30 protein-coding genes are annotated in these 24,906 nt (G+C 70.6%); 16 read left to right on the forward strand and 14 right to left on the reverse strand.

Annotated elements, in window-relative coordinates:
• Positions 1-60: 60 nt before the first annotated feature.
• Entirely contained in the window at positions 61-729 is a 669-nt protein-coding gene (locus OG429_RS22195; protein ID WP_328927041.1) for a UbiX family flavin prenyltransferase, read from the forward strand.
• Here OG429_RS22195 and OG429_RS22200 read toward each other — a convergent pair.
• Positions 726-860 carry a hypothetical protein gene (locus OG429_RS22200; RefSeq protein WP_328927042.1) on the reverse strand — a complete coding sequence of 45 codons (135 nt, stop codon included), beginning with the start codon at positions 858-860 and terminating at the stop codon, positions 726-728. The two genes, OG429_RS22195 and OG429_RS22200, sit on opposite strands and share 4 nt — an antisense overlap.
• Positions 861-982: 122 nt before the next feature.
• Between OG429_RS22200 and OG429_RS22205 the strand changes: the two genes are divergently transcribed.
• From OG429_RS22205 to OG429_RS22220, 4 genes are all read left to right on the forward strand, one after another.
• Entirely contained in the window at positions 983-1,438 is a 456-nt protein-coding gene (locus OG429_RS22205; protein ID WP_328927043.1) for an Lrp/AsnC family transcriptional regulator, read from the forward strand.
• Positions 1,439-1,490: 52 nt separating this feature from the next.
• Positions 1,491-2,654, forward strand: coding sequence for an aminofutalosine synthase MqnE (gene mqnE, locus OG429_RS22210; protein WP_266944315.1), 1,164 nt, complete (start codon positions 1,491-1,493; stop codon positions 2,652-2,654).
• Between the two features lie 199 nt (positions 2,655-2,853).
• On the forward strand, positions 2,854-3,165 hold the full coding sequence (locus OG429_RS22215) for a DUF4229 domain-containing protein (protein WP_328927044.1): 312 nt from the start codon (positions 2,854-2,856) through the stop codon (positions 3,163-3,165).
• A gap of 420 nt (positions 3,166-3,585) precedes the next feature.
• Complete coding sequence (locus OG429_RS22220; protein ID WP_328927045.1) at positions 3,586-4,908, forward strand: dicarboxylate/amino acid:cation symporter; 1,323 nt, start codon at positions 3,586-3,588, stop codon at positions 4,906-4,908.
• An 82-nt stretch (positions 4,909-4,990) separates the two neighbouring features.
• Here the strand turns inward: OG429_RS22220 and OG429_RS22225 are convergent, their stop codons facing one another.
• From OG429_RS22225 to OG429_RS22245, 5 genes are all read right to left on the reverse strand, one after another.
• A complete protein-coding gene (locus OG429_RS22225; RefSeq protein ID WP_328927046.1) occupies positions 4,991-5,329 on the reverse strand; it encodes a hypothetical protein in 339 nt (112 codons plus the stop codon).
• Positions 5,302-5,583 carry a hypothetical protein gene (locus tag OG429_RS22230; RefSeq protein ID WP_328927047.1) on the reverse strand — a complete coding sequence of 94 codons (282 nt, stop codon included), beginning with the start codon at positions 5,581-5,583 and terminating at the stop codon, positions 5,302-5,304. The genes OG429_RS22225 and OG429_RS22230 overlap by 28 nt, the downstream gene beginning before the upstream one ends.
• Positions 5,580-6,968, reverse strand: coding sequence for a hypothetical protein (locus OG429_RS22235; protein WP_328927048.1), 1,389 nt, complete (start codon positions 6,966-6,968; stop codon positions 5,580-5,582). Before OG429_RS22235 ends, OG429_RS22230 begins: the two co-directional genes overlap by 4 nt.
• A complete protein-coding gene (locus tag OG429_RS22240) occupies positions 6,965-7,405 on the reverse strand; it encodes a hypothetical protein (protein ID WP_328927049.1) in 441 nt (146 codons plus the stop codon). The genes OG429_RS22235 and OG429_RS22240 overlap by 4 nt, the downstream gene beginning before the upstream one ends.
• A gap of 75 nt (positions 7,406-7,480) precedes the next feature.
• Positions 7,481-9,373 carry a WD40 repeat domain-containing serine/threonine protein kinase gene (locus OG429_RS22245; RefSeq protein ID WP_328927050.1) on the reverse strand — a complete coding sequence of 631 codons (1,893 nt, stop codon included), beginning with the start codon at positions 9,371-9,373 and terminating at the stop codon, positions 7,481-7,483.
• Positions 9,374-9,629: 256 nt separating this feature from the next.
• On the opposite strand from OG429_RS22245, the gene OG429_RS22250 reads away from it, so the two are divergent.
• Positions 9,630-10,139: a hypothetical protein gene (locus OG429_RS22250; protein ID WP_328927051.1), complete on the forward strand. Its 510-nt coding sequence runs from the start codon at positions 9,630-9,632 to the stop codon at positions 10,137-10,139.
• Between the two features lie 16 nt (positions 10,140-10,155).
• Here OG429_RS22250 and OG429_RS22255 read toward each other — a convergent pair whose 3' ends face one another.
• Together OG429_RS22255 and OG429_RS22260 are read right to left on the reverse strand one after the other, a co-directional pair.
• Positions 10,156-10,338, reverse strand: coding sequence for a DUF397 domain-containing protein (locus OG429_RS22255; protein ID WP_328927052.1), 183 nt, complete (start codon positions 10,336-10,338; stop codon positions 10,156-10,158).
• Positions 10,335-11,192: a helix-turn-helix domain-containing protein gene (locus tag OG429_RS22260; RefSeq protein ID WP_328927053.1), complete on the reverse strand. Its 858-nt coding sequence runs from the start codon at positions 11,190-11,192 to the stop codon at positions 10,335-10,337. The genes OG429_RS22255 and OG429_RS22260 overlap by 4 nt, the downstream gene beginning before the upstream one ends.
• 155 nt (positions 11,193-11,347) lie before the next feature.
• Here OG429_RS22260 and OG429_RS22265 point away from each other — a divergent pair, with 155 nt between their 5' ends.
• The 3 genes from OG429_RS22265 to OG429_RS22275 all read left to right on the forward strand — a co-directional run bounded on the left by OG429_RS22265 (position 11,348) and on the right by OG429_RS22275 (position 13,501).
• Positions 11,348-11,722: an ATP-binding protein gene (locus OG429_RS22265; RefSeq protein ID WP_328927054.1), complete on the forward strand. Its 375-nt coding sequence runs from the start codon at positions 11,348-11,350 to the stop codon at positions 11,720-11,722.
• Between the two features lie 385 nt (positions 11,723-12,107).
• Complete coding sequence (locus OG429_RS22270; protein WP_328927055.1) at positions 12,108-13,040, forward strand: helix-turn-helix domain-containing protein; 933 nt, start codon at positions 12,108-12,110, stop codon at positions 13,038-13,040.
• Positions 13,037-13,501: a hypothetical protein gene (locus tag OG429_RS22275; protein WP_328927056.1), complete on the forward strand. Its 465-nt coding sequence runs from the start codon at positions 13,037-13,039 to the stop codon at positions 13,499-13,501. Before OG429_RS22270 ends, OG429_RS22275 begins: the two co-directional genes overlap by 4 nt.
• A gap of 35 nt (positions 13,502-13,536) precedes the next feature.
• On the opposite strand, the gene OG429_RS22280 is transcribed toward OG429_RS22275, so the two are convergent.
• Complete coding sequence (locus OG429_RS22280; RefSeq protein WP_328927057.1) at positions 13,537-13,809, reverse strand: hypothetical protein; 273 nt, start codon at positions 13,807-13,809, stop codon at positions 13,537-13,539.
• 172 nt (positions 13,810-13,981) lie between these two features.
• Between OG429_RS22280 and OG429_RS22285 the strand changes: the two genes are divergently transcribed.
• Both OG429_RS22285 and OG429_RS22290 read left to right on the forward strand, forming a co-directional pair.
• Entirely contained in the window at positions 13,982-15,856 is a 1,875-nt protein-coding gene (locus tag OG429_RS22285) for an AMP-dependent synthetase/ligase (RefSeq protein ID WP_328927058.1), read from the forward strand.
• Positions 15,857-16,067: 211 nt separating this feature from the next.
• Entirely contained in the window at positions 16,068-17,573 is a 1,506-nt protein-coding gene (locus tag OG429_RS22290) for an alpha/beta hydrolase (protein ID WP_328927059.1), read from the forward strand.
• A 27-nt stretch (positions 17,574-17,600) separates the two neighbouring features.
• Here OG429_RS22290 and OG429_RS22295 read toward each other — a convergent pair whose 3' ends face one another.
• Positions 17,601-17,795, reverse strand: a complete 195-nt coding sequence (locus OG429_RS22295; protein WP_328927060.1) for a hypothetical protein — start codon at positions 17,793-17,795, stop codon at positions 17,601-17,603.
• A 411-nt stretch (positions 17,796-18,206) separates the two neighbouring features.
• Between OG429_RS22295 and OG429_RS22300 the strand changes: the two genes are divergently transcribed.
• Positions 18,207-19,085 (forward strand): AraC family transcriptional regulator, encoded by an 879-nt coding sequence (locus tag OG429_RS22300; protein WP_328927061.1) that lies wholly within the window; start codon positions 18,207-18,209, stop codon positions 19,083-19,085.
• On the opposite strand, the gene OG429_RS22305 is transcribed toward OG429_RS22300, so the two are convergent.
• Both OG429_RS22305 and OG429_RS22310 read right to left on the reverse strand, forming a co-directional pair.
• Positions 19,066-19,314 carry a DUF397 domain-containing protein gene (locus OG429_RS22305; protein ID WP_328927062.1) on the reverse strand — a complete coding sequence of 83 codons (249 nt, stop codon included), beginning with the start codon at positions 19,312-19,314 and terminating at the stop codon, positions 19,066-19,068. The two genes, OG429_RS22300 and OG429_RS22305, sit on opposite strands and share 20 nt — an antisense overlap.
• Positions 19,311-20,180: a helix-turn-helix domain-containing protein gene (locus OG429_RS22310; protein WP_328927063.1), complete on the reverse strand. Its 870-nt coding sequence runs from the start codon at positions 20,178-20,180 to the stop codon at positions 19,311-19,313. The genes OG429_RS22305 and OG429_RS22310 overlap by 4 nt, the downstream gene beginning before the upstream one ends.
• Before the next feature lie 117 nt (positions 20,181-20,297).
• Here OG429_RS22310 and OG429_RS22315 point away from each other — a divergent pair, with 117 nt between their 5' ends.
• Positions 20,298-20,750 carry an ATP-binding protein gene (locus OG429_RS22315; RefSeq protein WP_405679019.1) on the forward strand — a complete coding sequence of 151 codons (453 nt, stop codon included), beginning with the start codon at positions 20,298-20,300 and terminating at the stop codon, positions 20,748-20,750.
• Here the strand turns inward: OG429_RS22315 and OG429_RS22320 are convergent.
• The gene (locus OG429_RS22320; protein WP_328927064.1) at positions 20,747-21,130 is read right to left on the reverse strand and encodes a hypothetical protein; all 384 of its coding nucleotides are present in this window, start codon (positions 21,128-21,130) and stop codon (positions 20,747-20,749) included. The two genes, OG429_RS22315 and OG429_RS22320, sit on opposite strands and share 4 nt — an antisense overlap.
• 192 nt (positions 21,131-21,322) lie before the next feature.
• On the opposite strand from OG429_RS22320, the gene OG429_RS22325 reads away from it, so the two are divergent.
• Positions 21,323-21,454: a hypothetical protein gene (locus tag OG429_RS22325; RefSeq protein WP_328927065.1), complete on the forward strand. Its 132-nt coding sequence runs from the start codon at positions 21,323-21,325 to the stop codon at positions 21,452-21,454.
• A gap of 209 nt (positions 21,455-21,663) precedes the next feature.
• The gene (locus OG429_RS22330; RefSeq protein WP_328927066.1) at positions 21,664-23,352 is read left to right on the forward strand and encodes a hypothetical protein; all 1,689 of its coding nucleotides are present in this window, start codon (positions 21,664-21,666) and stop codon (positions 23,350-23,352) included.
• A gap of 195 nt (positions 23,353-23,547) precedes the next feature.
• On the opposite strand, the gene OG429_RS22335 is transcribed toward OG429_RS22330, so the two are convergent.
• Positions 23,548-23,751, reverse strand: a complete 204-nt coding sequence (locus tag OG429_RS22335; protein WP_007265804.1) for a cold-shock protein — start codon at positions 23,749-23,751, stop codon at positions 23,548-23,550.
• 237 nt (positions 23,752-23,988) lie between these two features.
• Between OG429_RS22335 and OG429_RS22340 the strand changes: the two genes are divergently transcribed.
• Positions 23,989-24,876: a menaquinone biosynthetic enzyme MqnA/MqnD family protein gene (locus OG429_RS22340; protein WP_328927067.1), complete on the forward strand. Its 888-nt coding sequence runs from the start codon at positions 23,989-23,991 to the stop codon at positions 24,874-24,876.
• Positions 24,877-24,906 lie beyond the last annotated feature (30 nt).

Here is a 24,906-nt window from a genome sequence, read left to right on the forward strand (position 1 = left end):
CTGGAACGTCCGGCCACCATAGCGAGTGCCCGCCCGTGGTGGCCGGATAGTCTCGGAGGTATGACTGAGCGCAAGCGCACCCCGTGGGTGGTCGGGGTTTCCGGGGCGTCCGGGACGCCGTACGCGGCGGCCGTGCTCCGCGGGCTGCTCGCGGCGGGGGAGAGCGTCGACCTGGTGGTCAGCCGGGCTTCACGCCTCACTCTGCTGGACGAGACCGGGATCGCCTTCCGCGACGCGCACTGGCGCGACGATCTGACGCAGTGGCTGACATACGGCGCCGACGGCAAGCCGGGAACCTTCGCACCGTTCGAAGGCGATGTCCGGTATTGGGGCGCCGGGGACCTGGCGGCCGGTCCGAGCTCGGGCTCGTACCCCGTCAAGGGGATGCTCATCGTCCCCGCGTCCACGGCCTGCGTGGCGGGGGTGGCGCTCGGGCTGTCGAAGGACCTGCTCCAGCGGGTCGCGAGCGTAACGCTCAAGGAGCGGCGCCGGCTGGTGGTCGCGGTGCGGGAGACCCCGCTGAACGGGCAGACGCTGAAGCATCTGGTGGCGCTGGACGAGGCGGGCGCGATCGTGCTGCCCGCCTCTCCGGCGTTCTACGCGGGTGCGACGCACATCCAGGACCTGGTGGACTTCGTCGCGGGGCGGGTGCTGGACGCGGCAGGGGTGCCGCACCGGCTGTACCGCCGTTGGGAGGGGGACCTCGGTGGATCCCGCCCTCAGGGTTAGGCCTTCTTGGTCCGGCCCGGCTTGCGGGCCTTGTCGATGCGGTGGGCGGCGGCGGGCTGGTGGGCACGGGATCGGTTGGCCAGCTCCTGGAGCTGTCGCATGTGTGCGTAGGCCATCTCGATCGTGTACACGGTGAACCACTCCTGAAGATCGTTATTGATCTGCTGAAAGATTTCGCAGGGCGTTTACCCTGCATGCCTTAGATTCTATACCTAAACTTGCAGGATCGCCGAATAATGGAAGGCTCCACGTAATGGACACGGTGGACAGGCAGCTCATCCAGGCACTTCGCGAGAACGGTCGTGCCTCGTACGCGGAGCTGGGCCGTCTCGTGGGCCTCTCCGGCCCCAGCGTCACCGACCGCATCAACCGGCTGGAGACGGCCGGCGTCATCACCGGCTACCGCGCGACGGTGGCCGCGGCCGAGCTCGGCCTCGGCGTCACGGCGCTGATCGGCATCTCGCTCTCCGATGCCGCCGACCACGAGGACGTGGCCCGCCGGCTGCGCGACCTCGCGGAGATCGAGGACTGCTGGTTCATCGCGGGTGACGACTCCTTCATGCTGAAGGTGCGCGCCAGCGACGTGGACGGCCTGGAGAAGATCATCCGCAAGCTGTCCGGCACCAGGGGCGTCTCGCGTACCCGTACCACCATCGTGCTCTCCACCAAGTGGGAGAACCGGGTCGGGGAACTGCCCGAGGAGGGCTGAGAGTACGGTTGGTCGGGTTGCAGGTCAGGTATCTAGAGGAGGCGACCGGCTGATGGACGCTGGGCTCAAGCGCGAGCTGGAGGAGAAGGTCCGCTCCGGCGAGCGGCTGACCCGTGAGGACGGCATCGCCCTCTACGAGTCGGACGACCTGGCCTGGCTCGGTGGCCTCGCCCACGAGGTGCGCACGCGCAAGAACGGCGACGTCGTGCACTTCAACGTCAACCGCCACCTCAACATGACGAACGTGTGCACCGCCTCGTGCGCGTACTGCTCGTTCCAGCGCAAGCCGGGCGAGAAGGACGCGTACACGATGCGCATCGAGGAAGCCGTGCGCCTGGCCAAGGCCATGGAGAACGACAGCCTCACCGAGCTGCACATCGTCAACGGCCTGCACCCGAACCTGCCCTGGCGCTACTACCCGCGCTCGCTCTCCGAGCTGAAGAAGGCGCTGCCGAACGTCTCGCTGAAGGCGTTCACGGCGACCGAGATCCACCACTTCGAGACGATCTCCGGCATGTCGGCCTCCGACATCCTGGACGAGCTGATCGAGGCCGGCCTGGAGTCGCTCACCGGCGGCGGCGCGGAGATCTTCGACTGGGAGGTCCGGCAGCACATCGTCGACCACCGCACCCACTGGGAAGACTGGTCGCGCATCCACCGGCTCGCGCACTCGAAGGGTCTCAAGACCCCCTCGACGATGCTCTACGGGCACATCGAGGAGCCGCGCCACCGCGTGGACCACGTGCTGCGGCTGCGCGAGCTCCAGGACGAGACCGGCGGCTTCCAGGTCTTCATCCCGCTGCGCTACCAGCACGACTTCGTGGACATGCAGGACGGCAAGGTACGCAACAAGCTCCAGGCGCGGACGACGATGGCCACGGGCGCCGAGGCGCTCAAGACCTTCGCCGTCTCGCGGCTGCTGTTCGACAACGTGCCGCACGTCAAGGTCTTCTGGGTGATGCACGGCGTGCAGACCGCCCAGCTCGCGCTGCAGCACGGCGCGGACGACATGGACGGCTCGGTCGTCGAGTACAAGATCACGCACGACGCGGACAACTACGGCACCCCGAACAAGCTGGGTCGTGAGGACCTGCTGGAGCTGATCCGGGAAGCGGGCTTCCGCCCGGTCGAGCGCAACACGCGCTACGAGATCATCCGCGAGTACCCCGGCCCGGACGCGGGGCTGCGCGAGACGCCGCAGGCGATGCGCGTCTGACGCGCTGTGCGCGTCGTGCTCCGGTGATCCCGGAGTCCCGGAAGCCCCGGTCCGCTGTGCGGGCCGGGGCTTCGCCGGGTCCGGGCGCGGGATGCCGCTGCCGCTGCACTGACCCCAGCGGGCCGGAGCCGGGGCCCGGCGTGCTTCACTGGGTGGGAACGTGCCGCCGTACGACCACGACGAGAGAGAAGGGGTCACCGTGTCCCTCAAGCCGAGCGCAACGATCCGCTACACCGCGATGCGTCTGGGCATCTTCGTCGGATGCCTCGTCGTCGTGTCCGGCCTGGTCCGTCTCGGCTGGGTGCCCGCCGGGCTCGGGGACGCGAACGTCGCCTGGATCGTCCTGCTCGCCCTCGTCCTGTCCGCCCCGCTCTCCTTCGTCCTCCTGCGCAAGCAGCGCGACGAGATGTCCGTGCAGATCTCCGGACGCGTCGCGGGTGCGAAGCAGAAGCTCGCCGAGAACCGCAGCCAGGAGGACCTGGCCGACGACGCGGCGCGCGTGAACTCGTAACGCCGCAGTCGGCACAGTTGGGTTCATCACACGCCGAACCGCCCCAGCGCCGGGAACATCACCCGTAGCGCTGGGGCGTTCGGCGTTTTACGTGGGGCGGCGCGGGTCCGGGCGGGAGGACCGCGTGCCCGTGCACCCCTGTCTCAAAGAACGCCTTTGAGATTCTCAAAGGAGAAGTGTTAGCGTGTTCACCATGTCGACCACAGCTGCGCACCCGATGACCGCGAGCATCCTGCTCGTGTCGCGCCTGCACGTCGACCTCTGCCGCCGCGTGTCCGCGGCCTGTTGCTGTTGAGCTGAATCGATACAGCAGCGGTCCTTTCGGTCCCGGCCGGCCCTTCTCCCTCAGGCTGCTGCCGCACCGTGTCACCGCGTCACCACCGCAGAACTTCCCCTGTTTTCGTGCGCCATCTCCGGAGAGTGTCCGTGTCCGCGACCCCTGAAGGCCCTGCCAAGGCCTCGTTCAAATTCCCCTTCTGGGCCCAGATCATCGCCGGTCTGGCCCTGGGCGTCCTCTTCGGATGGATCGCCCGCAGCCAGGACGTCAGCTGGCTCGGCACCACGCTGGAGAAGGTCGGCGACATCTTCATCCAGTTGCTGAAGCTGGCCATCGCCCCCCTCGTCTTCTTCGCCATCCTGGTGTCCATCACCAACCTGCGGAAGGTGAACAACGCCGCGCGGCTCGCCTCCCGCACGCTGCTCTGGTTCATGATCACCTCGCTGATCGCGGTCGGCATCGGCATCGCGATCGGCCTGCTCACCGACCCGGGCGCGGGCACCGGCCTCACCGCCGCCGACGGCAAGGAGCCGAAGAAGGCGGGCTCCTGGATCGACTTCCTGACCGGGATCGTGCCGACGGACATCGTCACGCCGTTCACCCAGCTCAAGGTCCTCCAGATCGTCTTCCTGGCCGTCGTCGCCGGTATCGCCGCCCTCCAGCTGGGCGGCAAGGCCAAGCCGGTCCTCGACCTCGCCGAGTCTGCCCTGGAGCTCCTCCAGAAGGCCCTGTGGTGGGTCATCCGCCTCGCCCCGATCGGCACCATCGGCCTGATCGGCACCGCGATCGCCACGTACGGCTGGGACCTCATCGGCAAGTACGCGACCTTCACCGCCGACATCTACATCGGCTGCGCGCTCGTGATGTTCGGCGTCTACCCGCTGCTGCTCGCCACGGTCGCCAAGGTCAGCCCGCTGCAGTTCTTCAAGGGCGCCTGGCCGGCCATCCAGCTGGCCTTCGTCTCCCGCTCCTCGGTCGGCACCATGCCGGTCACCCAGAAGGTCACCGAGCGCCTCGGCGTCCCGAAGGAGTACGCCTCCTTCGCCGTCCCGTTCGGCGCCACCACCAAGATGGACGGCTGCGCCGCGATCTACCCGGCGCTCGCCGCGATCTTCATCGCGCAGATCTTCGACGTGCAGCTGGGCATCAAGGAGTACCTGCTCATCGTCTTCGTCTCGGTGATCGGCTCGGCCGCTACGGCCGGTCTGACCGGCGCGACGGTCATGCTGACGCTGACCCTCTCCACGCTCGGCCTGCCGCTGGCGGGTGTCGGCCTGCTGATGGCGATCGACCCGATCCTGGACATGATGCGCACGGCCACGAACGTTGCCGGTCAAGCGCTGGTCCCGGTCATCGTCTCGGCCCGCGAGGGAATCCTGGACAAGGAGGCCTACGCGACCGCCTCGGCCTCCCCGCTGGACGAGTCCGCCCCGGTCACGCCGGAGCCGGTCGCCGTGGCCGCCTGACGCCGCCCGCCCGCCCGCCCGCCCGCCCGCCTGCACGCGCCGCAGCCCCGCCCCGTCCGGGCGGGCGGGGCTGCGGCGCGTGTCAGACCGTCTGGCTGCGGGCGTACGCGACCGTCGCCAGCAGGAGCGGCAGTGCGAACCACCACCGGCCCATGGTCCGCCGGAACACCGGGGTGATGGTGATCAGCAGTCCCAGGAGACACAGGGAGAGGGAGAGGCCGGCCACCAGCCGGATGTCGTCCCGCAGGCGGTCGTCGCGGGGGTCCGACTGCATGGCCAGGGCGAGGTAGCAGAGGTACACCGCAGGGACGTAGACGAGGGCGAGCGGGACTCCGAGCACCCAGCGCAGGCAGCCCTGGTCCTCGGGCAGGTCGATGTTCTCGCGGGGGAGCCTCAGCCGAGCGTCGCGATACGGACCCACGCGATCACCCCCAGCACGGCCGGCGGGACGAGCCACCACAGGCCCACCGTCCGGCGGACGGGCGGGAGGAGGGTGATCACGATCGCGCCCGCGCTCAGGAAGAGCGCGATCAGGCACTCCAGTTCGGTCCCGGCGTACCCCTGGTCGTCCCATGCGCCCGCCGGCCCGTAGGCCAGGGCGTAATAGACGACGACGGCGTTCAGCAGGTGGACGAGCGCGAGGGGTGCCCCGATCCACCAGCGGCGGTACGTCATCGCATCGCGTCCTTCACCTTGCCGAGGCTGTCGCCGAAGTCGTTGCCGTAGAACTGGGCCTTCTCCGACTTCCAGTACGGACCGCCGTTGTAGCGGGCGGCGATCTCCCGCATCTGGGCGTCGGTCAGCTGGTCGGCGGGGACGTCGCCGTAGCCGGCCTCGGCCTTGATCTGGGCGAGGAATCCGGCGGCGATGAAAGCATTCTGCCTCGGGTCCTGGAGCGACTCCTCCACCAGGGCCCGCTGATCGCCGGTGAGGTGCGCCGGATCGTAGCCGAGCACCTCGGCGCCGCGGCGGAGCTGGATGGCGATCGGCCCGAAGGAGGTCTCGTCGGGGGTTCCGCCCGCCCGGCTGAAGAGGTTCTCGGGCGTGATGGGACTGAGCGGCGAGTCGGCCAGCTGCCGGATCGTGTCGATGCCGTCGTCGACGATTCCGGGCTGACCGGCGATCTCCTTCCAGGCGATGCCCGCGACCAGTTCCTCGGGCAACCCGGCGTGCTGGGCGGCCGCCCGGAGGATCTCCTTCTTCTGGGAGATCCAGGCCGCCTTCTCCTTGTCGCCGTCCGGCGGGTTCCAGTAGCTGTCGTCGACCTCGGGCAGTCCCGCGATCCGCGTCCGGATGTCGCGCAGCTCCGGAGACATCTCGGTGTTCCCGAGCGGCCCCGTCATCTCCCGCTTCGGACCGCTGCCCGGCAGGTGGGCCAGCGGGCTGGTGCGGGCCTCCGCCGCCTCCCGGCGGATGTCCGCCATCGCGGCGTACAGGTCGGGCCGCTTGCCGCCGCCCTTCACCTGGAAGTCGGGCAGCAACTCGTACGCCTGCTTCAGCGCGTGCACGCACGCGCTGCGCGCCTCCTGCTCGGTGGTCTTCGCCAGGTGGAAGCTGCTGCCCGCGCCGTCATGGAGCCGGTTCGCCTCGTCCCGGATGTCGTCCACGTCCATCGTGACCTCGGCCAGCCAGTCGAAGACCCCGGTCGTCGCCCGCATGTCCTCCCACTGGCGCATCGGCTCCGCCTCCTGCGCGACCTTGGTGATCGCGGTGCCCTTCGTGCCGATCAGCGCGGCGAGCGCACGCTCGGAGCGCTTGCCGTTGCCGTAGTGGGACTTGGCGGTGGCCAGGGCTGCGGCGTAGGCGTTCAGCGCGCTCGCGGCCTTGTCGTAGCCCTCGGCCATGTGGGTCACCAACTGGCGGGCCTCGCCGAGGCGTCGGGTGTACGTGTGGCTGCCGTCGCTCTCCCATTGCGTACCAGTCTCCGCCCGCCGGGCGGGCTCCTCGACCTGGACGAGGAGATCGCGCAGCCGGCGGAACTCGGCGGCGTTGCGCTCGACGAGGGGCGGGTTGCACTCCTCCAGGAACGCGACGTCCTTGTGGTAGCTGAGGCCGCTCATTTGCACTCCGGCGGTACGTACTGCCCCGATTCGAGCAGGTTGTCGAGGAAGGACCGGGCGGTGCCGTCGTCCACGTGGGCGAAGCTGGTGCCGGTGGTCTTGAGACGGGTGGCCAGTCCGGCGAACAGGGCGATCGCGTCCTTGAACTGGTCGTCGGCGAACCGGGCGAAGTGGAGGGCTTCCTTCGAGACGTCCTCGTGCGCGCGGGGCGCGCGGGCCATGGTGCTCGCGTCGCCGTCCGGGCGACCTTCGTGCAGGAGCGCGGCGATCTCGATGAGGAGGTTGGCGTTGCCGTTGATGGACTGGGTTCCGGCCAGCAGACTGCCGGCCGGGCTGCCGCCCGCTTCGGGCGCCACCTGGTTGAGGCGCATCGCGGGTGACTGCTGCCCGGCCAGGGCGGCAGCCTTGTGCTGCGCCCACTCCGCGTCGAACGACATGTGGTTCCCCCCGACTTGACCCGGAACATGCCAGATCATGCTCATGCTAATACGGGGAAAACGGCACCTCTGCCGTCAGGAGAGCTTCCAGAGCCGGATGGTGGAGTCGCTGCTTCCGCTGGCGAGGGTCTTGCCGTCGTGGCTGAAAGCAACCGACGCGACGCCACTGGTGTGGCCGGTGAGGGTGGCGGTGCTGTTGCCCGATTTGACGTCCCAGAGCCGGACGGTGTTGTCGCTGCTTCCGCTGGCGAGGGTTTTGCCGTCGGGGCTGAAGGCCACCGAATCCACGTCACTGGTGTGGCCGGCGAAGGTGTACCTGCTCCAGCGCTCAATGGCGTCCCAGAGCCGGATGGTGTGGTCGCTGCTTCCGCTGGCGAGCCTCTTGCCGTCGGGACTGAAGGCCACCGACCGCACACCACCGGTGTGGCCCATGAGGGGGGCGGTGCTGGTGTGGGAGGCGAGGTCCCAGAGCTGGAGGGTGGTGTCGCCGCTGCCGCTGGCGAGCGTCTTACCGTCGGGGCTGAACGCCACCGAATGCGTTGCGTTGACAGGGTTGGTGAGGGTGGTGGTGCTCGTACGGGAGGCCATGTCCCACACGCGGACGGCGTTGTCCCAGGCGGCGCTGGCCAGGGACATGCCGTCCGGGCTGAACACCACCGACCGCACGCCACCGGTGTGGCCGGTGAGGGTGGCGGTGCCGGTACGGGAGGCGACGTCCCACAGCCGGACGGTGTGGTCACTGCTCCCGCTGGCGAGGGTTTTGCCGTCGGGGCTGAAGGCCACCGAAACCACGGAATTCGTGTGGCCGGTGAGGGTGGTCAGGGTTGTGCGGGAGGCGATGTCCCACAGGCGGATGGTGTTGTCGCCGTAGCCGCCGGCGAGCCGCTTCCCGTCCGGGCTGAACGCCACCGATTCGACGCGAGAGGTGCCGTCGGCGAGGACGACGCCCGGGCCGCCGGTGTCGTCGGCGAAATGCCGAGCGGTGAGTACCCCTGCCGACCCCACGGCCAGTGCGGCGAGGCCGCCGAGGACGACGGTGCGGCGGCGCGGGCCGTGAGCAGGGGTACGCGGCGGTGCCGGTTCGCGGCTGGGCGACGGCAGCGCGGGCTTGGTGGGCGCGGTGTGCAGGTTGTGGGCGGCCGGGGCCGGGTTCAGGACCGCGCGTAGGCGCTCGGCGGTGGTGGGCGCGTCCGGCCGCCCGGCGGGGTCCTTGGCCAACAGCGAAGCGACCAGTTCCGCGAGCTCGGCCGATGCGTCCGCCCGTACGGTGCGCAGGTCCGCCGGTGTCTCGTCCAGGTGCCGGCGCATCAGTGCCCAGGGCTGAGCGGTGACGGGGAACGGCGGGGCGCCGGTCAGCAGGGCGTGCAGCACGCACCCCAGGGCGTACAGATCGCACCGCGAGTCGACGTGCTCGCCGCGCCACTGCTCCGGGGCCATGTAGGAAGGGGTGCCGAAAGGCCGACCGGTGACCGTCAGCCCGTCGGTGGCGTCCGCGGTACGGGCGATGCCGAAGTCGCAGATCTTCAGCCGTCCGTCGGCCAGCAGGAAGAGGTTGGCGGGCTTGAGATCGCGGTGCACCACCTTCTGGACGTGCGCGGCGGCCAGCGCCTCCGCGGCCTGTAACGCCAGTCCGACCGCCTCGGCCACCGGGAGGCCGCCCGGGGACCGGCTCAGCCGATGGGCGAGGTCCTCCCCCTCCAGCAGCTCCATCACGATGAACAGCCGGTTCTCGTGCTGCCCGATGTCGTGGACGACCGTGATCCCCGGATGCTGGAGCCGCGCCCCGATCGCCGCCTCGCGGCGGAACCGCCGTAGCAGTTCGTCCGTTGCGTCGAACTCCAGCAGCACCTTCACCGCGACCGGCCGGCCGAGCTCGACGTCGTACGCCCGCCACACCTCGCCGATGCCGCCGTGCCCGAGCCGGGCGTCCAGCCGGTACCGCCCGGAGAAGTGCTCTCCCGTACGCATGGTCCCTCCGGTCGTACGTGAACTCCCGTTGTGGCACGGGCCATTGTGTAACACGTGGGTCAGGCGGGCGAGATGCCACGAGGTGGCGGGGAGTTGGTCGCCGGTGCGGGCTCATCGGCACGGCGCGCCGCGGCCCGTTGGGTTGAACGCGTTCAATGAATTGTTAGGGTGGCCGTGCCGGGGGGATCCGACCGCCGTCCGGTGGGTTCGTCGTGCCGTGAACGGGGTGGTAGTCGTGGTTGTTGAAGGAAAACGGATGTCCGCCGTGCGGCGGCGGGTGCTGGTCGGGGTGGGTGTGACGCTGGCGCTCGTCGCGGCCGCAGCGCTGTGGGTACGTCAGTTCGCCCCTGGGCAGGAGCCTTTGACCAAGGCCCTGACGGCGAGGCTGGAAGCGACCGAGCTGTGGTGGGTGAACTGCGCGAAGGCGCTGGACTTCGCGGAGGCCACGATGCCCGAACGCGCCACGGATGCGTTCTGCACGAACGACACGTACCCGACGAGCGCCGGCTACATCGCCAACTTCCGGATGCCGCGCGAAGGTCTGGCCGAGGGGCTCAAGGAGGCTTTCCCCCGACTGCGCGCAGATCTTGAGGAGGACAGGCACGGAGTCCTCTCCAGGGGTGCGGACTGCGACCGGTTGATCGGCTGCTTCGACGGCGAAAGTGCGGGCACCCTGAGGCCGAGCCGGGCCTCGCACGTCACGCTGCGGATCACGTACGAGGACGAGCGCACCGCGGTGGTGAAGATGACCTCTTTCAGGGTCTGACCCCCGGAGAAGGGAGTCAGGCGTGGGTGATGAATCCCGTCCAGGCGCGGGGGGTGAAGGCGAGGTGGGGGAGGCGGGTGTCCTTGGAGTCGCGGACGTGGACCGTGGCGGGGGTGGTGGCCACCTCGACGCAGGAGTCGCCTTCGCTGCCGCTGCTGTAGCTGCTCTTGAACCAGTCGAGCTCGGGATTATCGATCATGTCTCTCCCAGCAGTTCCTTGATGAAGTCCCGCGACTCCCGCGGCGTGAGCGCCTCAGCCCGGATGATGCCATAGCGCAACTCAAGGATTCGGAGTCGCTTCGGGTCGGAGACCGGGCGCCCGTTGAACGCCCCCTCGGAACGCCCCACGGCGGTGCCGTCCTCGAACTTCAGGATCTCGATACCGCCGTCCATGCCGGCGTGGGCCTCGCGGCTGGTCGGCATGACCTGCAGGGACACGTTCCTCATCTGCCCCACCTCCAAAAGCCGTTCGAGCTGATGGCGCCACACCATTGTGCCCCCGATGGGACGGCGCAGTGCCGATGCTTCGTGTACGAAGCTGATGGCCGGTGCGGGTGTCCGGCCGAAGACGGACTGTCGGGCCACGCGTGCGGCCGTGTACCGCTCCACCTCGTCCTGTGAGTACGCGGGCTGCCGCATCTCGAACAGGGCCCGCGCATGGTCCGCCGTCTGCAGCAGCCCATGAACGACGTGCGTGCTGTAGACGCTGATCTCAGCAGCGCGACGTTCCATCTTCGCCAGGTCCCGCACCTTCTTCGGGTAGCGGACCTGCTCCATGTCCGCCTTCATCGCGACGATCTTCCCGCCCGCCCGCAGCACCTCGTCCGCCTTGTCCAGGTACTCGGGGCGGGGGATCCGCTTGCCCGCCTCGACCTTGCGGACCAGGTCCTCCCCGTACCCGACCGCCGTTCCGAAGTCGGCGGCCCGCATGCCCGCCTGCTCCCGCCATGCCTTGAGCTGGCGGCCCAGCGCGGCCAGTACCGCCACTCCCTGTTCGTCCTCAGGGTCGACGTCCCAGCCGGCGTCTTCCGTACCGTCACTGTCCACGCTCATGCGCGCCCACCTCCGACGAGCCGATGTCCTCGGCGCCCCATACCCGTCAGGCCGGTCCGGACAGCCAGGACAGCACCGGACAAGCTCCGGACAAACGCGGGACGCACGGGCGGCTTCCCTTCTCACGGTACGCACGGACGGACACGCTGAGTGACGTGATCACTCAACTCGTCGACTTTCACGTCCAGCTGTCCGCCACCCCGCGTGGTGCTCGACTCGGACGCGTACTCGCTGTCGAACAACTGCGCTCCTGGGGGCTGGCTTTGGAGACACCCGCACAGATCATCGCCGAGCTCGTCACGAACGCCGTGACCCATGGGCGGGTGCCCGGACGGGACTTCCGGCTGACTCTCACCGTCACCCCGGGCGTGCTGCGTGTCGAGGTGACGGACGCCAGGGGTGACCGGATCCCGGAGATCCACGAAGCGGGGCGGGGGCTGGTGCTCGTCGAAGCGCTCGCGGACCGGTGGGGCGTCGAGCGCGGGCCCGGTCCGCGCAAGGTGGTGTGGGCGGAGATCGCGGTGGCCTGAGGGGAACGGCGCATGACGTGCAGGCCGCAGGTGGTGCTGATGACGCCTCGCCCGGGTCGTGGGGGCGCGCGACCCGGTGCGGTCGGACGTCACCGCTTTAAAGCACGGGAGGTAAATCCAACCAACCCAACCCCTCCGGCTCCCCGTAACTCACACGGGTGAACTGTGCCAACTCGGCTGGATTTCGGGCCGGTTGCCGGGCATATGCTCGCCCCACAACATCAGGCATGAGACGGCCCCCGGCGGGACGGCAATCCCGGTCGAGGGCCTGACCAACTAGGAAGATTCACCCTTCCCAATGGCTCTTCAGCACCCTAGCGCGCCCTCGCGCGCCTCGTCCCGTGTTCACGCCGGGACCGCCCGATCCGGTGTCCTCCACGTCAACGTGCGGCACGCCGATCACTACACCGTGGTCGGCAACCACCTCGCCCAGCACCGCTCGCTGTCGCTGGTCGCGATGGGGCTCGCGCTCCACATCCAGTCGCTTCCGGACGGTGCGAAGGTCGGCATCAAGCGGCTCACCGACCGGTTCCCGGAGGGGGAGGTGCGGATCGCGTCCGCCCTGCGGGAGCTGGAGGCGTACGGGTACCTGGAGCGCAGCCGCGTACGGCTGGCCACCGGGCAGGTGGTCACGCGGACGGTGTCGTTCAACCACCCGCGCGCCGGGATGGCGGCACCCGTGCCGCCGCTGCCCCCGGAGCCGCAGCCCGAGCCTGCGCCCAGGCCCGAACCGGAACCGGAGCCCGATCCTGCGCCGCGGCCCGAGCCCCAGCCTGAGCCGGACGCGGAGCCCGAGCTGAAGGCCGAGCCGGAGCCGGAACCCCGGCCGCAGCCGGAAGCGGAGCCGGAACCGGACCCCGCACCCCCACCACCCGCCGCCGGGCCCGCCGGGCAGGACTGGCAGGCCCGGCAGGCGGCCGTCGACCTGCTCGCGCGGCTGCGCACCGACGATCCCCGGCTGTTGCTCTCCGACACGGCGGTGAAGCAGCTCGCGCCCGGCGTCACCGCCTGGCTGGACCGCGGGGCCGAACCGGACGCCGTACGCCACGCCCTGGCCGGAGACCTCCCCGGCGACCTCCGGAGCGCCGCGGCCCTCATCGCCCACCGCCTCAAGGCATGGATCCCGCCCCCGCTCCCGGCCCTCCCGGCAGCCGTGCCGGTCCGCCGCCCCGACCCGCTCCAGAACTGCGACGGCTGCGACCGCGCCTTCCGCGCCCCCGAACCGGGCCGCTGCCGTGACTGCCCACCCGACTACGGAGGATCTGAGTACCAGTACTCAGGACCCGGGCCTGCCGGGCTGCCAGCCTCGGCTGCATGAACAAGATCTACGGGGTGGCGGCCAGCGCGGCCGCCGGTGCGGTCACGGGCTGGATGGCGAGGGCCCTGTGGCTGTGGGCCATGGAGGAGGACCGGCGGAGCTGCGCCGACAGCGGCTCGCTCTGCCTGACCTACTACCCGCTCGTCGGGATCGGTCTCTGGGTGTTCCTGTCCGTGCCGGTACTCCTGCTGGTCCTGCGCGTGCTGAACGTACGGCCGTTGAAGGCGACGGTGCCGGCGGCCTTGGCCCTCCAGTTCTTCATCATCCAGGTTCTCGCCGGCCTCTCCCGGCGCGAGCTCCCCGGATCCACGGCCCTGACCGTCGGAGCCATGGCCGCAGGCCCGGCGCTCGTCGCCCTGTGCACCGATCCCGCGCGGCGCCGGTACGGGATCGGCGGCATCGGCGTGCTGGGGGTGACCGGTCTCGCGCTCACCGCAAACCCGGGCACGTTCTACCTCTAGAGCAGCCGCGGCACGTCGTCGCCCGGGCCCGGCGATCAGCAGCGCCACGAGGGCGGCGAGGTCGGCCGCGCCAGGGGCGTCGTCCGCGTAGCGGGTCGTCTGCAGGGGGCCCACTGCCACCAGCCCGCCATGCCGGACAGGACGGGCGGTACCCACTCCTCGATCAGGGCGCGGACCAGGGGCTCCTCGTCCTCGTCCCAGGTGAACGGGTGCTGCTCGGGGTCGAGTTCGTCCCAGGCCGGCGGCCACGGCGGACCCGGGGGGACCCGGTTCTCGGGAAGGTCGATGCTGTCCCGGCTGTACGTCACCCCCCGACCCTCGCCTCCGCGTGCGGCGCGGGCCAGCGAATTTGCGAGGTGACGGCATGCGGCCGTTGCGTGGAGCGTCCGTGAAAAAGCAGTTCAGGGGGGTGGTCGGGCGGGGTTACGGCTGCGTAGATTACCGGCGGTAACGCTCGTGCCGAACCGAGGAGAGAACGCCGTGGAAGCCGAGCTGAGGCTGGTCAGAACCGTCGAGCCCGTCAAGACAGTCGTCGACGGAGTGGTCCGCGAGGTGCGCGTGCCCGCGCTGGCACCGGTCGCGGAGCACGGCTCGCTCGGGGACATCCCCTTCCAGAACGCCCGGGAGGCCCCCCGCGAGGCGGTGCTCGCGCGCAAGGACCGGGACGGGACCTGGCGGGACGTCACGGCCGCCGAGTTCGCCGCCGAGGTGCTCGCCGTGGCCAAGGGGCTCATCGCCGAGGGACTGCGCGAGGGCGACCGGCTCGCGATCATGGCCCGCACCACCTACGAGTGGACCCTGCTCGACTTCGCCGGATGGGCCGCCGGGCTGGTCACCGTACCCGTCTACCCGACCTCCTCCGCCCTCCAGGCCCGCTGGATCCTCCACGACTCCGGCGCCGTCGCCTGCGCCGTCGAGGACACCGCGCAGGCGCGGATCATCAGCGCCGAGCGGGCCAATCTGCCCTGGCTGACCCACCTGTGGGAGTTCGACACCGGCGCGGTCGCCCGCCTGGTCACGGCCGGGAAGCACCTGCCCGACGCGGTCGTGCACGCGCGCCGGGCCGGCCGTACGCCGGACTCCGTCGCGACCCTGATCTACACGTCGGGCACGACCGGGCAGCCCAAGGGATGCGTCATCACGCACGGCAACTTCTTCGCCGAGGTGGACAACGCGGTGGAGCTGCTGCACCCCGTCTTCAAGTCCGTCAGCAAGGACCCGGCCTCCACCCTCCTCTTCCTGCCGCTGTCCCACGTCTTCGGCCGGATGGTCGCCGTCGGCTGCCTGCGGGCCCGCGTGAAGCTGGGGCACGCGCCCAGCATCAGCACCGAGGACCTCCTCGCCGACCTCGCAGGCTTCCGGCCGACCTTCCTCCTCGCCATCCCGTACGTCCTGGAGAAGGTCTACAACACCGCCCGCGCCACCGCCGAGAAGATGGGCCGGGCGTCGTCCTTCGACCGGGCCGCGCGGATCGCGCAGCGCTGCGGGGAGCTGGTCGAGGGCAAGGCCCCCGGGTTCGTGCTGCGCGCCGCGCGGGCCCTGTACGACCCGCTCGTCTACCGGCGGATCCGGGCGGCGCTCGGCGGCCGCGTCCGCTACGTCCTGAGCGGCGGCTCCCCGCTGGGCACGCGGCTCGCCGCCTTCTACACCGGCGCCGGCATCGAGGTCTTCGAGGGCTACGGGCTGACGGAGACGACCGGCGCGAGCACCGTCACCCCGCCGCAGCGGCCGAGGCTGGGCACGGTCGGCTGGCCGCTGCCGGGCACGGGCGTACGCATCGCGGACGACGGCGAGGTGCTGCTCGGCGGGCGCCACGTCTTCGCCGGCTACTGGAACAGCGGGCAGGCCCTGCCGGCCGGCAGCTGGCTGGCGACGGGCGACATCGGCGAGCTCGACGCCGACGGCTACCTCACCATCACCGGCCGCAAGAAGGACCTGATCATCACCTCCGGCGGCAAGAACGTGGCCCCCGCGCCGCTGGAGGACTGGCTGCGGGCCCACCCGCTGGTCGGGCAGTGCATGGTGGTCGGCGACAACCGGCCGTACGTCACCGCCCTGATCACCCTGGAGCCGGACGGCCTGCTCCACTGGCGCCAGATGCACAAGAAACTGGGCGTGCCGATCTACGAGCTGGTGCGGGACGAGGAACTGCTCGCGGACCTCCAGCGGGCGGTCGACGAGGCCAACCAGCTGGTGTCGCGCGCCGAGTCGATCCGCCGCTTCGCCGTCATTCCGGGCGGCTTCACGGAGGCGCGCGGCCACATGACCCCCTCGATGAAACTCAGGCGGGGTGCGATCGCCCGCGACTACCGGGACCGGATCGACGAGCTGTACCGGGGGCCGCGCGAGCGGTGAATCCCGGACGCGGGGCCCGTGCCCGGCCCCGTCCCGGTCGTCGACGGGCGGGGGCGGGGGAGGGCGTTTAGGGTGGGCTGAGCGGTCCGGGGGGCCACCCGAGGAGCGTGCAGTGCACCGACCCCGAACCCGATCCGGCTCCCCCTCCGGCTCCCGAACCCGATGCCGATCCCGTTCCCGTCGGCGGCCCCGTACCGTCGCCGCCGCCTGTGTGCTGGTCCTGGCCTGCTTCACGGCCGCCCCGACGCCCGCGCCCGCCGACGACCCGCTGGAACGTTTCCACGGGCAGCGCATCCGGTGGGGGGACTGCCCCGAGAAGCGGGTGCCCGCCGGGATGCGCTGCGGGACCGTCCGGGTGCCGCTCGACTACGCCGCCCCCGCCAAGGGAGCGGTCGAGATAGCCCTGGCCCGGATACCGGCCTCGGACCCCGACAAGCGCCTCGGCTCGCTCCTGCTGAACTACGGCGGCCCCGGTGGCCCGGGCATCGCCGGGCTGGCCGCCGACCCCAAGGCCTTCGCCGACCTCGGCGAGCGCTACGACCTCGTCGCCTTCGACCCCCGCGGCGTCGGCCACAGCGAGCCCGTCTCCTGCGGCGGCTCCCAGCAGGTCTCCGACGAGGCCCAGGCCGACGCCGCCGCGCAGCTGGCCGCCCTGCGCGCCGTGGTGCGGCGCTGCGAGCTCGCCTCCGGCCCGGTCCTCCCGCACATCGGGACCGTCAACGTCTCCCGCGACATGGACGTGCTGCGCCAGGTGCTGGGCGACCGCAAGCTCAACTACTTCGGCTTCTCCTACGGGACCCGGCTCGGCGCCGTGTACGCCGCGCAGTTCCCCGGGAACACCGGCCGGATGGTCCTCGACGGCGTCGACACCCTCGTCGAACCGCTGGCGGAGCAGGCGCTCGTCACGGCGCGCGGCCAGCAGCGGGCCCTGGACCGCTTCCTGTCCTGGTGCGCCGGCCGGGAGGGCTGCGTCTACGGGAGCAACACGCGCTCCGCCAAGGAGAAGGTCAACGCGCTGGTGGCGCGGCTCGACAAGGAGCCGCTCGTCGGCCAGGACGGCTCGTACGTGACCGGACAGGACGCCGTCCGCTCCATCGCCGCCGCCCTGTACTCACGGCAGACGTGGCCCCAGCTCGCCGACGCGCTCGCGACGGCCGAGCACGACCGCGATCCGGTGGGGCTGCTCCAGCTCGGCGGGCCGACGGACCCCTCCGAACCGCACGATGCCGAGGAGCAGAGGGCCGACGGGCCCGGGGCGGTGCCCGGGGACAATGCCGAGGCCGCCCTCACTGCCGTGACCTGCGCGGACGACCCGGACCGGTCGAACGACAAGGCCAGCCCGGCCTCCATCGCGAGGGAACTGGCCGAACTGAAGGACGAGTTCCTCAAGGCCTCCACGGTCTTCGGACCGCGCCAGCTGATGACGGTGCTCGCCTGCTACGGGCGCCCCGCCGGCACCGACTTCATCCGCAAGATCGACCGCCCGGGCGCGCCGCGGATCTTGCTGGTCGGCACCCGAGGGGACCCGGCGACGCCGTACGAGTGGACGGAGGAGACGGCGAAGCGCCTGGGCTCGGCGGTCGTCGTGGACTACAAGGGCGACGGGCACACCGGCTACGCGGTCTCCTCCTGCGTACGGGAGTACGCGCACCGCTTCCTGCTCGACGGGCGGCTGCCGACCGGGACGCGGTCCTGCCCCGCCGTGGAGTCGGAGTGAGCGGTCAGCCCCGGCGTGGGTGCCGTATCAGGCGGCGTGTGCCCTGAGGCTGCCCTGCGGCGTCTGCTCCGCGTGCTCGGGCCCGCCGTGGTCGGGCCTCATGGGGATGAGCGTGCCGGTGGAGGGGGGCATCGGGGAGGCGCCGACGGCGCTGGGGGCCAGCCGTATGGCTCCCACCGCAATGGCGGCCTTGAGGAGGGCGAGGCGGTGGATGCTGGTCATGGGGTTCTCCTTCGCGCTGTGGGGAGCGGGGCCCGGTCTGCCGGGACGTGCAGGCCGGGCCCCGTGCCTCCATTGGGCCCCGGCAGCAGCCACCGCGTCACGCCACTGGATCTCGGGGCTTGACAGCGGGCCGAGGCGGCGCCGTCCGCCAGGCCCGTGAGGTCCGTCCGTCAGGTCCCGAGGAGCCTGATCAGCTGGGTGACCAGCACCGTGTGCGCAAGGCCATGGGGTTACCGGCCAAGGGGGCGGCCGACGGGGCTCGCCGGTCCCGTCCCTGATGCCGCCCAGCGGACGTCCCGCCCCCCCAAGCCCCCGCCCCACCGCACGACCCGACCATCGCGGGCACAGGATGTCGGGTGCGGGAGGGGTGCTCCTTCCTAGCGTGAGACGTGAAACGGAAGGAGGTCCGGGGTGCTGGAAGGGCTCAACCAGGCCATGGACCACGTCGAGGCGCGCCTCGACGGGGCGATCGACATTGCCGAGCTGGCTCGGATCGCGATGACGTCGGAGTACCACTTCCGGCGGCTGTTCTCGGCGCTCGCCGGGATGCCGCTGTCTGAGTACATCCGGCGCAGGCGGCTGACCGTCGCGGGCGCCGAGGTACTCGCCGGCGAGCGGACCCTGCTCGACATCGCCGTGCGCTACGGCTACGGGTCGGGCGAGTCCTTCGCCCGCGCGTTCCGTGCCATGCACGGCGTCGGGCCGGGTGAAACCCGGCAGACCGGCGCGGCCCTGCAGTCACAACCCCGGATGTCCTTCCGACTCGTCGTCGAAGGGAGCAGCAGCATGCAGTACAAGGTCGTGGAGAAGGACGCGTTCAAGGTGGTGGGCAAGAAGGCCCGCGTCCCCCTCGTCCACGAGGGGATGAACCCGGCCATCGCCGCGTTCATCCGGGGCATCGGGCCGGACACGGTGCGGCGGATCGCCGACCTGTCCGACCAGGACCCGGAAGGGATCGTCTCGGTCAGTGACGACCTCGACCCCAGCCGGGCCGAAGGGACCGAACTGGACTACTACCACGCCGTGGTGACGGGCGCGGCCGACGTACCGCAGGACCTGGACGTGCTCCACGTTCCGGCGGGCACGTGGGCCGTCTTCGAGAACTCCGGCCCCTTCCCGCAGGCGCTCCAGTACCTGTGGCGGGACGTGTTCACGCAGTGGTTCCCGTCCAACCCCTACGAGAGCCGCCCGGGCCCCGAGATCCTCCGGGTCCGGCCGGACGAGTCCGGCGAGGCCGAGACCGCCCTGTGGATCCCGGTCGCCCGGTCGGCTACGCCGACGCGCGGCTGAACCGTACGAAGTCGGCCCACGCTCCAGGGTTGACCGCCAGCTCCGGCCCGGCGGTCACCTTGGAGTCCCGGACGTGGACGGCGGAGGGGCAGGCCGCGACCTCGACGCAGTTGCCGCCTTCGCCGCTGCTGTAGCTCGACTTCTGCCAGGCGAGCGCGACTTCGACGCAGTCGCCGCCTTCGCCACCGCTGTAACTGCTTTTGAACCAGGCCAGTTCGGTGCTCTTCATCGCTCTCCCAGCTTCTTCTCGATCAAGGCCAGGGACTCGTCGGGCGAGAGCGCCTGTGCCCGGATGATCCCATAGCGCTCCGCGTAGATGCGGACTTCTTCGGGGTCAGTGATCAAGCGCGCATGGTTGTAGGTCTCCGTGTAAGCGACCTGTTGCCGGCCCTTCGGGTGCAGGAGGTTGAACGAGCCTTCCATCGCCGGATGTTCGGTACGGCTCGTCGGCATCACCTGGAGGTGCACCGTCCGAAGGCTGCCGATCCGAAGGATCCTCCGCAACTGCTCGCGGTGTACATCCGGGCCCCCGATCGGGCGGTTGAGGATGGCCTCCTCCAGGACGAAACTGAAGGTGGGGGCAGGCCACTTGTCGAAAATCACCTGACGGGACAGCCGGTCGGCCACTCGCTTCTCGACGGTCGCCTCGTCGAGTACCGGCCGCCGGTGCGAGAAGACCGAGCGGGCGTGCGCCTCCGTTTGGAGCAGACCGTGCACTGCCTGAACGCTGTACACGTGGAGGGCCAGAGCCTCGGCTTCGGCCTGGGCGTAATCCCGGAACCAATCCGGATGCCTGGTCCGCGCCCGCTTCAGCGCCTCCCTGACCTCCGGGACCACCGCCTTCAGGACGCCCCGTGCGCCCAGGACGACATCCGCCCGTTCCAGCAGGTCCGGCTGCGGGGTGCGGACACCCCGTTCGATCGCGCCGATCAGGTCCTCGCCGACGTGCAGGAGCGCGGCCAGTTCCTTCTGGTGGAGGTCGGCTGCCTCCCGTAATGCCTTGATCTGTTTGCCCAGGGCACGGAACAGGTGTGCCGTGCCGTCCGCCTCCACCGGGCGCTCGGGGCGTTCTTCGCGGTCTGACAGGTCGTTCATCGGGTGGTCCGCCCTCATCCGTACGGGCCGTACACGAACAGGCCGCATCCCTACGGATCACGCTCGTAGCGCCGCCGCCTCTGGAAAGCGTACGGCTCCGCCGCCACGCTCGGTGAGGTGACGACCGAAATCAGTGACATGGCACAGGCCTTCCAGCAGCGGTTCAGTGCGACGCGCCGCGGGGCCACCCTCGCCCGGCGGCTCGCGCAGGTGCAGCTGGCCTTCTGGGGGGTGCCGTACGGCTGCCCGCTCTCCGACGACGTCGGGCTCGTCGTCGCCGAGCTCGCCGCCAACGCCGTGCTCCACGGGCAGGTGGCCGGGCGGGACTTCGAGCTGCGGCTGGACTACGACGGGCGGGGGAGCGTACGGGTGGCGGTCAGCGACACCCGTGGCGACAACGCGCCGCCGCCGGTGCCTGGGGCCGTCGATCCGTGGTCGGCGGAGGGCGGGCGGGGGCTGCTCGTGGTGGCGGCCGTGGCCGAGGAATGGGGGGTCACGGCGCGGGAGCCCGGGAAGACGGTGTGGGCGGAGGTCGGCGGGCGGGGGCGCGCCCGTGACGACAGGTCCTAGCCCTCCGGGAACTCCGTGAGGCGGTTCACCTCGGCCACGTGGCGGCTGAGGCGGTTGTCCGTGGAGCCCGAGGTGTAGAGGACCGTGCCGACGACGGCGAAGGGGAGGGAGAGCAGGAGGACGGCGAGGAGGTCGGCCCAGTCGCGCTCGACGGCGCAGATGGTGCCTTCCGCGTCGGCGTACGACCCTCTCGTGCCCTCGTAGAAGACCCGCGAGGCGCACTCCCGGTCGCCGCGGCCGTGCTCCACGGTGTACGGGAGCAGCAGCTGGCAGGCGAGCCAGAGCCAGATCCCCGAGGCGACGGCGATCAGGCCGAAGCCCCAGGTCTGCTTGCGGCTCGCCCGCGCGCGGAAGGCGGTGTCGTACACGAGTGCTCTCATCCGGCCGAAACTAGCGGCTGTTGAACCGCTACGGGCTGCCCGTGCGGCGATGTTCACCGTCTGCGGGCAGCAACTCCACGATCGGCTCCCCCGGGTCGGGCACCCCGGGCCCTGTCGGAGCAGGTTGGTGCGACCGGCTCCGTTCGCAGAAGTCGTCGCCCCGTCGGTGCCCAGTGGCCCGGGTCGGCGGCCGTGCCGCCCCGGCCTTGGGCGGATGCCGAGGCCGTCGCCGCCGAACACTTCGCGTGCGCACCCGACAACATCACCCAGGGCTGGGACGAGGCCCTCCGCGCCTACGCGAGCGAACCCGTCAGGGTACGGTGAGGCGGCGGAAAAAGGGGTCATGTGGGCATTTCGGGCGGGGACTTGGGTCCCTCTGTCCGCTCGGTCGTGAGAGACCGGTGAAGCCGAGACGAATGGTGCGTCACAACTGCACGGGGGACGGCGAGTCTCTTTCGAATACCTGATAGACAGTGAATATTCACGGCTCGACCAGCCGTGCCGCTGAGGGCTCCTGGGGGGATCGCCGTACTGTGAAGCCGCTTCACCGTCACCTCGTCAACACCTCGCGCAAGGTCCTGTGCACGGCCGCTCTCGCGGCCAGCCTGACCACCGCCGCGGTCGTGACCAACCCGTCGACCGCCGACGCGGGGGAGTCCGAGCCGACCCCGGACAGCCCGCAGGCCGCCGACCGCGGTGATGCACGGCTGGACCTGCCCGGGGACGTCGCCGATCCGCAGGTTCCCGCGGCGGCCGGGACCGCCACGGAGGGGGCCAGCGGGATACCCGCGACCGCCCTCGACGCCTACAAGCGTGCCGAGCTGTCGGTGGCCGCCGCGCTACCCGGCTGCAAGCTGCCCTGGCAGCTGCTCGCCGGCATCGGCCGGGTCGAGTCGGTGCACGCCTCGGGCTACGGGCTGAAGACCGACGGCTACACCGAGAAGCCGATCCGCGGCCCCCGTCTCGACGGCAACGGCTTCGCGGAGATCCGCGACACCGACAAGGGCGAGTGGGACGCGGACGCCGAGTTCGACCGGGCCGTCGGCCCGCTGCAGTTCATCCCCTCCACCTGGAAGACCTGGGGCGCCGACGGCAACGGCGACGCCAAGCGCGACCCGAACAACATCTACGACGCGGCGCTGGGCGCGGGCCTCTACCTGTGCGCGGGCGACCGGGACCTCTCGGACCCGGCCAAGCTCGACTCGGCGATCCTCAGCTACAACAACTCCCGCGAGTACGTGAACACCGTGCTCGGCTACATGCGGCAGTACCAGGACGGCGGCGCCGCCGAGGTGCCGAACCCGCCGGTGGGCAACTACCCGACGCAGCCGCCGGGCACCCGGCCCACCCCGCAGCCGCAGCAGCAGAAGCCGGCCCCGAAGCCCACGCCGACGCCGACTCCGACCCCCACGCCGACTCCGACCCCGACGCCCACCCCGACGCCGACTCCGGCTGCGCACCTGACGGAGCTGTCGGTGCTCGGCGGCCCCGGTCTCACGGCCGAGGCCGGGGCGGCGTTCGCCGAGGCCCCGCGGGTCAAGGCGGTCCTCAGCGACGGCAAGCCCGCCGTCGGGCAGGAGGTCGTCTTCGCGGTCGAGAGCGACACGACCGGCGGCACCGGCTTCCCGCAGGCTCCGGCGAACTCGCTGGTGGTCAAGACGGACGCCCAGGGCATCGCGGCCGCGCCCGGCCTCAAGGCGGGCGCCAAGGAAGGCACCTTCTCCCTGCGGGTCTCGGCCTACGACAAGACGGGTCGGCTCACGGTGACCTTCACCGGCAAGGTGACGCCGAAGCCGTCCGCCGACCGTCTGGCCCGCCCTGAGGGTTCCAAGCCCCTGGAGGCGGTCGCCGGTTCGAGCGTCAAGGGCGTCGAGGTCTTCGCCACGGCCGGCGGCAAGGCCGTGGAGGGTACGGAGACCCGCGCCGACCTGGTGGTGAAGGACGCGGACGGCAAGTGGGTCCCGGTGGACCCGGCGACCGCGAAGGGCCCGTACTTCAAGGACGCGGCCGGCAAGAAGACCTTCAGCCTGCCGCTCCTCGTGGCGGGCGCCGACGGCAAGATCGTCCTGCCGGAGCTCTTCACCGACGCCGACCTCCCCGCGGGGACGTACTCCCTGCGGCTGATCACTCCGCAGAACGTGACCCTGGTCCTGGACATCAAGATCACGGTCCCGGCTGCGACGCCGGCTCCTACTCCGGCCGGGCCCGTCAAGCCCGCCTGACGCCAACGACCTGGGGCCCGCACCGTGCGCACACGGTGCGGGCCCCAGGTCGTACCCCGCCAGACCCACCACCCGTCCAGAAACGGGAAAGGGCAGGAGGCAAAAAGGCAGGAGCCCTGCCGCTCTGCTCGCGCAGAGGTGACAGGGCTCCTTGGGTACTGCTCTTCCAACCCGCGATTAGGTTGGCCCAGGCGACTAGGCCGGGGTGACGTTCTCCGCCTGCGGGCCCTTCGGACCCTGCGTGACGTCGAAGTTCACCTGCTGGTTCTCCTCCAGGGAGCGGAAGCCAGAGGCGTTGATCGCGGAGTAGTGGACGAAGACATCCGGGCCGCCGCCGTCCTGGGCGATGAAGCCGAAGCCCTTTTCAGCGTTGAACCACTTCACGGTTCCGGTAGCCATGAGCCCTCCTATGGGCCAAAGGGTCGCCCTGCTCCAGAACCTGCTAAGAAGTCTGAAAACTACAAAAGCCTGCGGGTCACATTCTCCGCAGGCCTCGTACTGCAAGGGAAACCAAACTGCAACTTGCGGCGAGCCTAGCACGCACCCTGCGGCCGAGACCAGAGGGAAAGATCACGTCACCCGGACGTTTGAGACCCGTCGGAAGGCTGACGCAGATACGGGGGCTAGTCTCGCGATGTGGACGTCTATCGCAGCCGGCCCCGCGTCGGCCACATCCAGTTCCTGAACTGCTTGCCCCTCTACTGGGGGCTGGCCCGAACCGGCACTCTGCTGGACCTGGAGCTGACCAAGGACACCCCCGAGAAGCTCAGTGAGCGCCTGGTCCAGGGCGAGCTCGACATCGCCCCGATCACCCTCGTGGAGTTCCTCCGCAACGCCGACCAGCTCGTCGCATTCCCCGACCTCGCGGTCGGCTGCGACGGTCCCGTGATGTCCTGCGTGATCGTCTCGCAGGTGCCGCTGGAGCAGCTCGACGGTGCCCGCGTCGCCCTCGGCTCCACTTCTCGCACATCCGTACGCCTCGCCCAGCTGCTGCTGGCGGAGCAGTTCGGGGTCCGGCCCGACTACTACACCTGCCCGCCTGACCTGGGGCTCATGATGCAGGAGGCGGACGCGGCCGTACTGATCGGCGACGCCGCGCTGCGCGCTTCCCTCCACGACGCCCCCCGGCTCGGCCTGGCCGTGCACGACCTGGGCCAGATGTGGAAGGAGTGGACCGGGCTGCCGTTCGTCTTCGCCGTCTGGGCCGCCCGCAAGGACTACCTGGCCCGCGAGCCCGTCGTCGTGCAGAAGGTCCACGAGGCCTTCCTCGCCTCCCGGGACGTGTCCCTGGAGGAGGTCACCAAGGTCGCCGAGCAGGCGGCCCGCTGGGAGGCCTTCGACGCCGAGCTGCTGGAGCGGTACTTCACGACGCTCGACTTCCGTTTCGGGCCGGAACAGCTGGCCGGCGTGAGGGAATTCGCACGCCGTACGGGACCGACGACCGGCTATCCCGCGGATGTCTCCGTGCAGCTCCTGGAAGCGGCGGTCCCGGAACCGGTCATGGAGCCGGTCCTGGAGTCCTGACCGATTTACCCGCGGTTTCCGGTGGCTTTC

Origin of the sequence: Streptomyces sp. NBC_00190 (assembly GCF_036203305.1) — a bacterium.
Taxonomy (GTDB): domain Bacteria; phylum Actinomycetota; class Actinomycetes; order Streptomycetales; family Streptomycetaceae; genus Streptomyces.

Excerpts from the sequence above, each read along its gene's own strand:
- OG429_RS22195 (WP_328927041.1), top strand. The coding sequence starts at position 61 with ATGACTGAGCGCAAGCGCACCCCGTGGGTGGTCGGGGTTTCCGGGGCG.
- OG429_RS22205 (WP_328927043.1), top strand. The coding sequence starts at position 983 with ATGGACACGGTGGACAGGCAGCTCATCCAGGCACTTCGCGAGAACGGT.
- mqnE (WP_266944315.1), top strand. The coding sequence starts at position 1,491 with ATGGACGCTGGGCTCAAGCGCGAGCTGGAGGAGAAGGTCCGCTCCGGC.
- OG429_RS22230 (WP_328927047.1), bottom strand. The coding sequence starts at position 5,583 with ATGACGTACCGCCGCTGGTGGATCGGGGCACCCCTCGCGCTCGTCCAC.
- OG429_RS22235 (WP_328927048.1), bottom strand. The coding sequence starts at position 6,968 with ATGAGCGGCCTCAGCTACCACAAGGACGTCGCGTTCCTGGAGGAGTGC.
- OG429_RS22240 (WP_328927049.1), bottom strand. The coding sequence starts at position 7,405 with ATGTCGTTCGACGCGGAGTGGGCGCAGCACAAGGCTGCCGCCCTGGCC.
- OG429_RS22245 (WP_328927050.1), bottom strand. The coding sequence starts at position 9,373 with ATGCGTACGGGAGAGCACTTCTCCGGGCGGTACCGGCTGGACGCCCGG.
- OG429_RS22250 (WP_328927051.1), top strand. The coding sequence starts at position 9,630 with ATGTCCGCCGTGCGGCGGCGGGTGCTGGTCGGGGTGGGTGTGACGCTG.
- OG429_RS22255 (WP_328927052.1), bottom strand. The coding sequence starts at position 10,338 with ATGATCGATAATCCCGAGCTCGACTGGTTCAAGAGCAGCTACAGCAGC.
- OG429_RS22260 (WP_328927053.1), bottom strand. The coding sequence starts at position 11,192 with ATGAGCGTGGACAGTGACGGTACGGAAGACGCCGGCTGGGACGTCGAC.
- OG429_RS22275 (WP_328927056.1), top strand. The coding sequence starts at position 13,037 with ATGAACAAGATCTACGGGGTGGCGGCCAGCGCGGCCGCCGGTGCGGTC.
- OG429_RS22295 (WP_328927060.1), bottom strand. The coding sequence starts at position 17,795 with ATGACCAGCATCCACCGCCTCGCCCTCCTCAAGGCCGCCATTGCGGTG.
- OG429_RS22305 (WP_328927062.1), bottom strand. The coding sequence starts at position 19,314 with ATGAAGAGCACCGAACTGGCCTGGTTCAAAAGCAGTTACAGCGGTGGC.
- OG429_RS22310 (WP_328927063.1), bottom strand. The coding sequence starts at position 20,180 with ATGAACGACCTGTCAGACCGCGAAGAACGCCCCGAGCGCCCGGTGGAG.
- OG429_RS22320 (WP_328927064.1), bottom strand. The coding sequence starts at position 21,130 with ATGAGAGCACTCGTGTACGACACCGCCTTCCGCGCGCGGGCGAGCCGC.
- OG429_RS22335 (WP_007265804.1), bottom strand. The coding sequence starts at position 23,751 with ATGGCTACCGGAACCGTGAAGTGGTTCAACGCTGAAAAGGGCTTCGGC.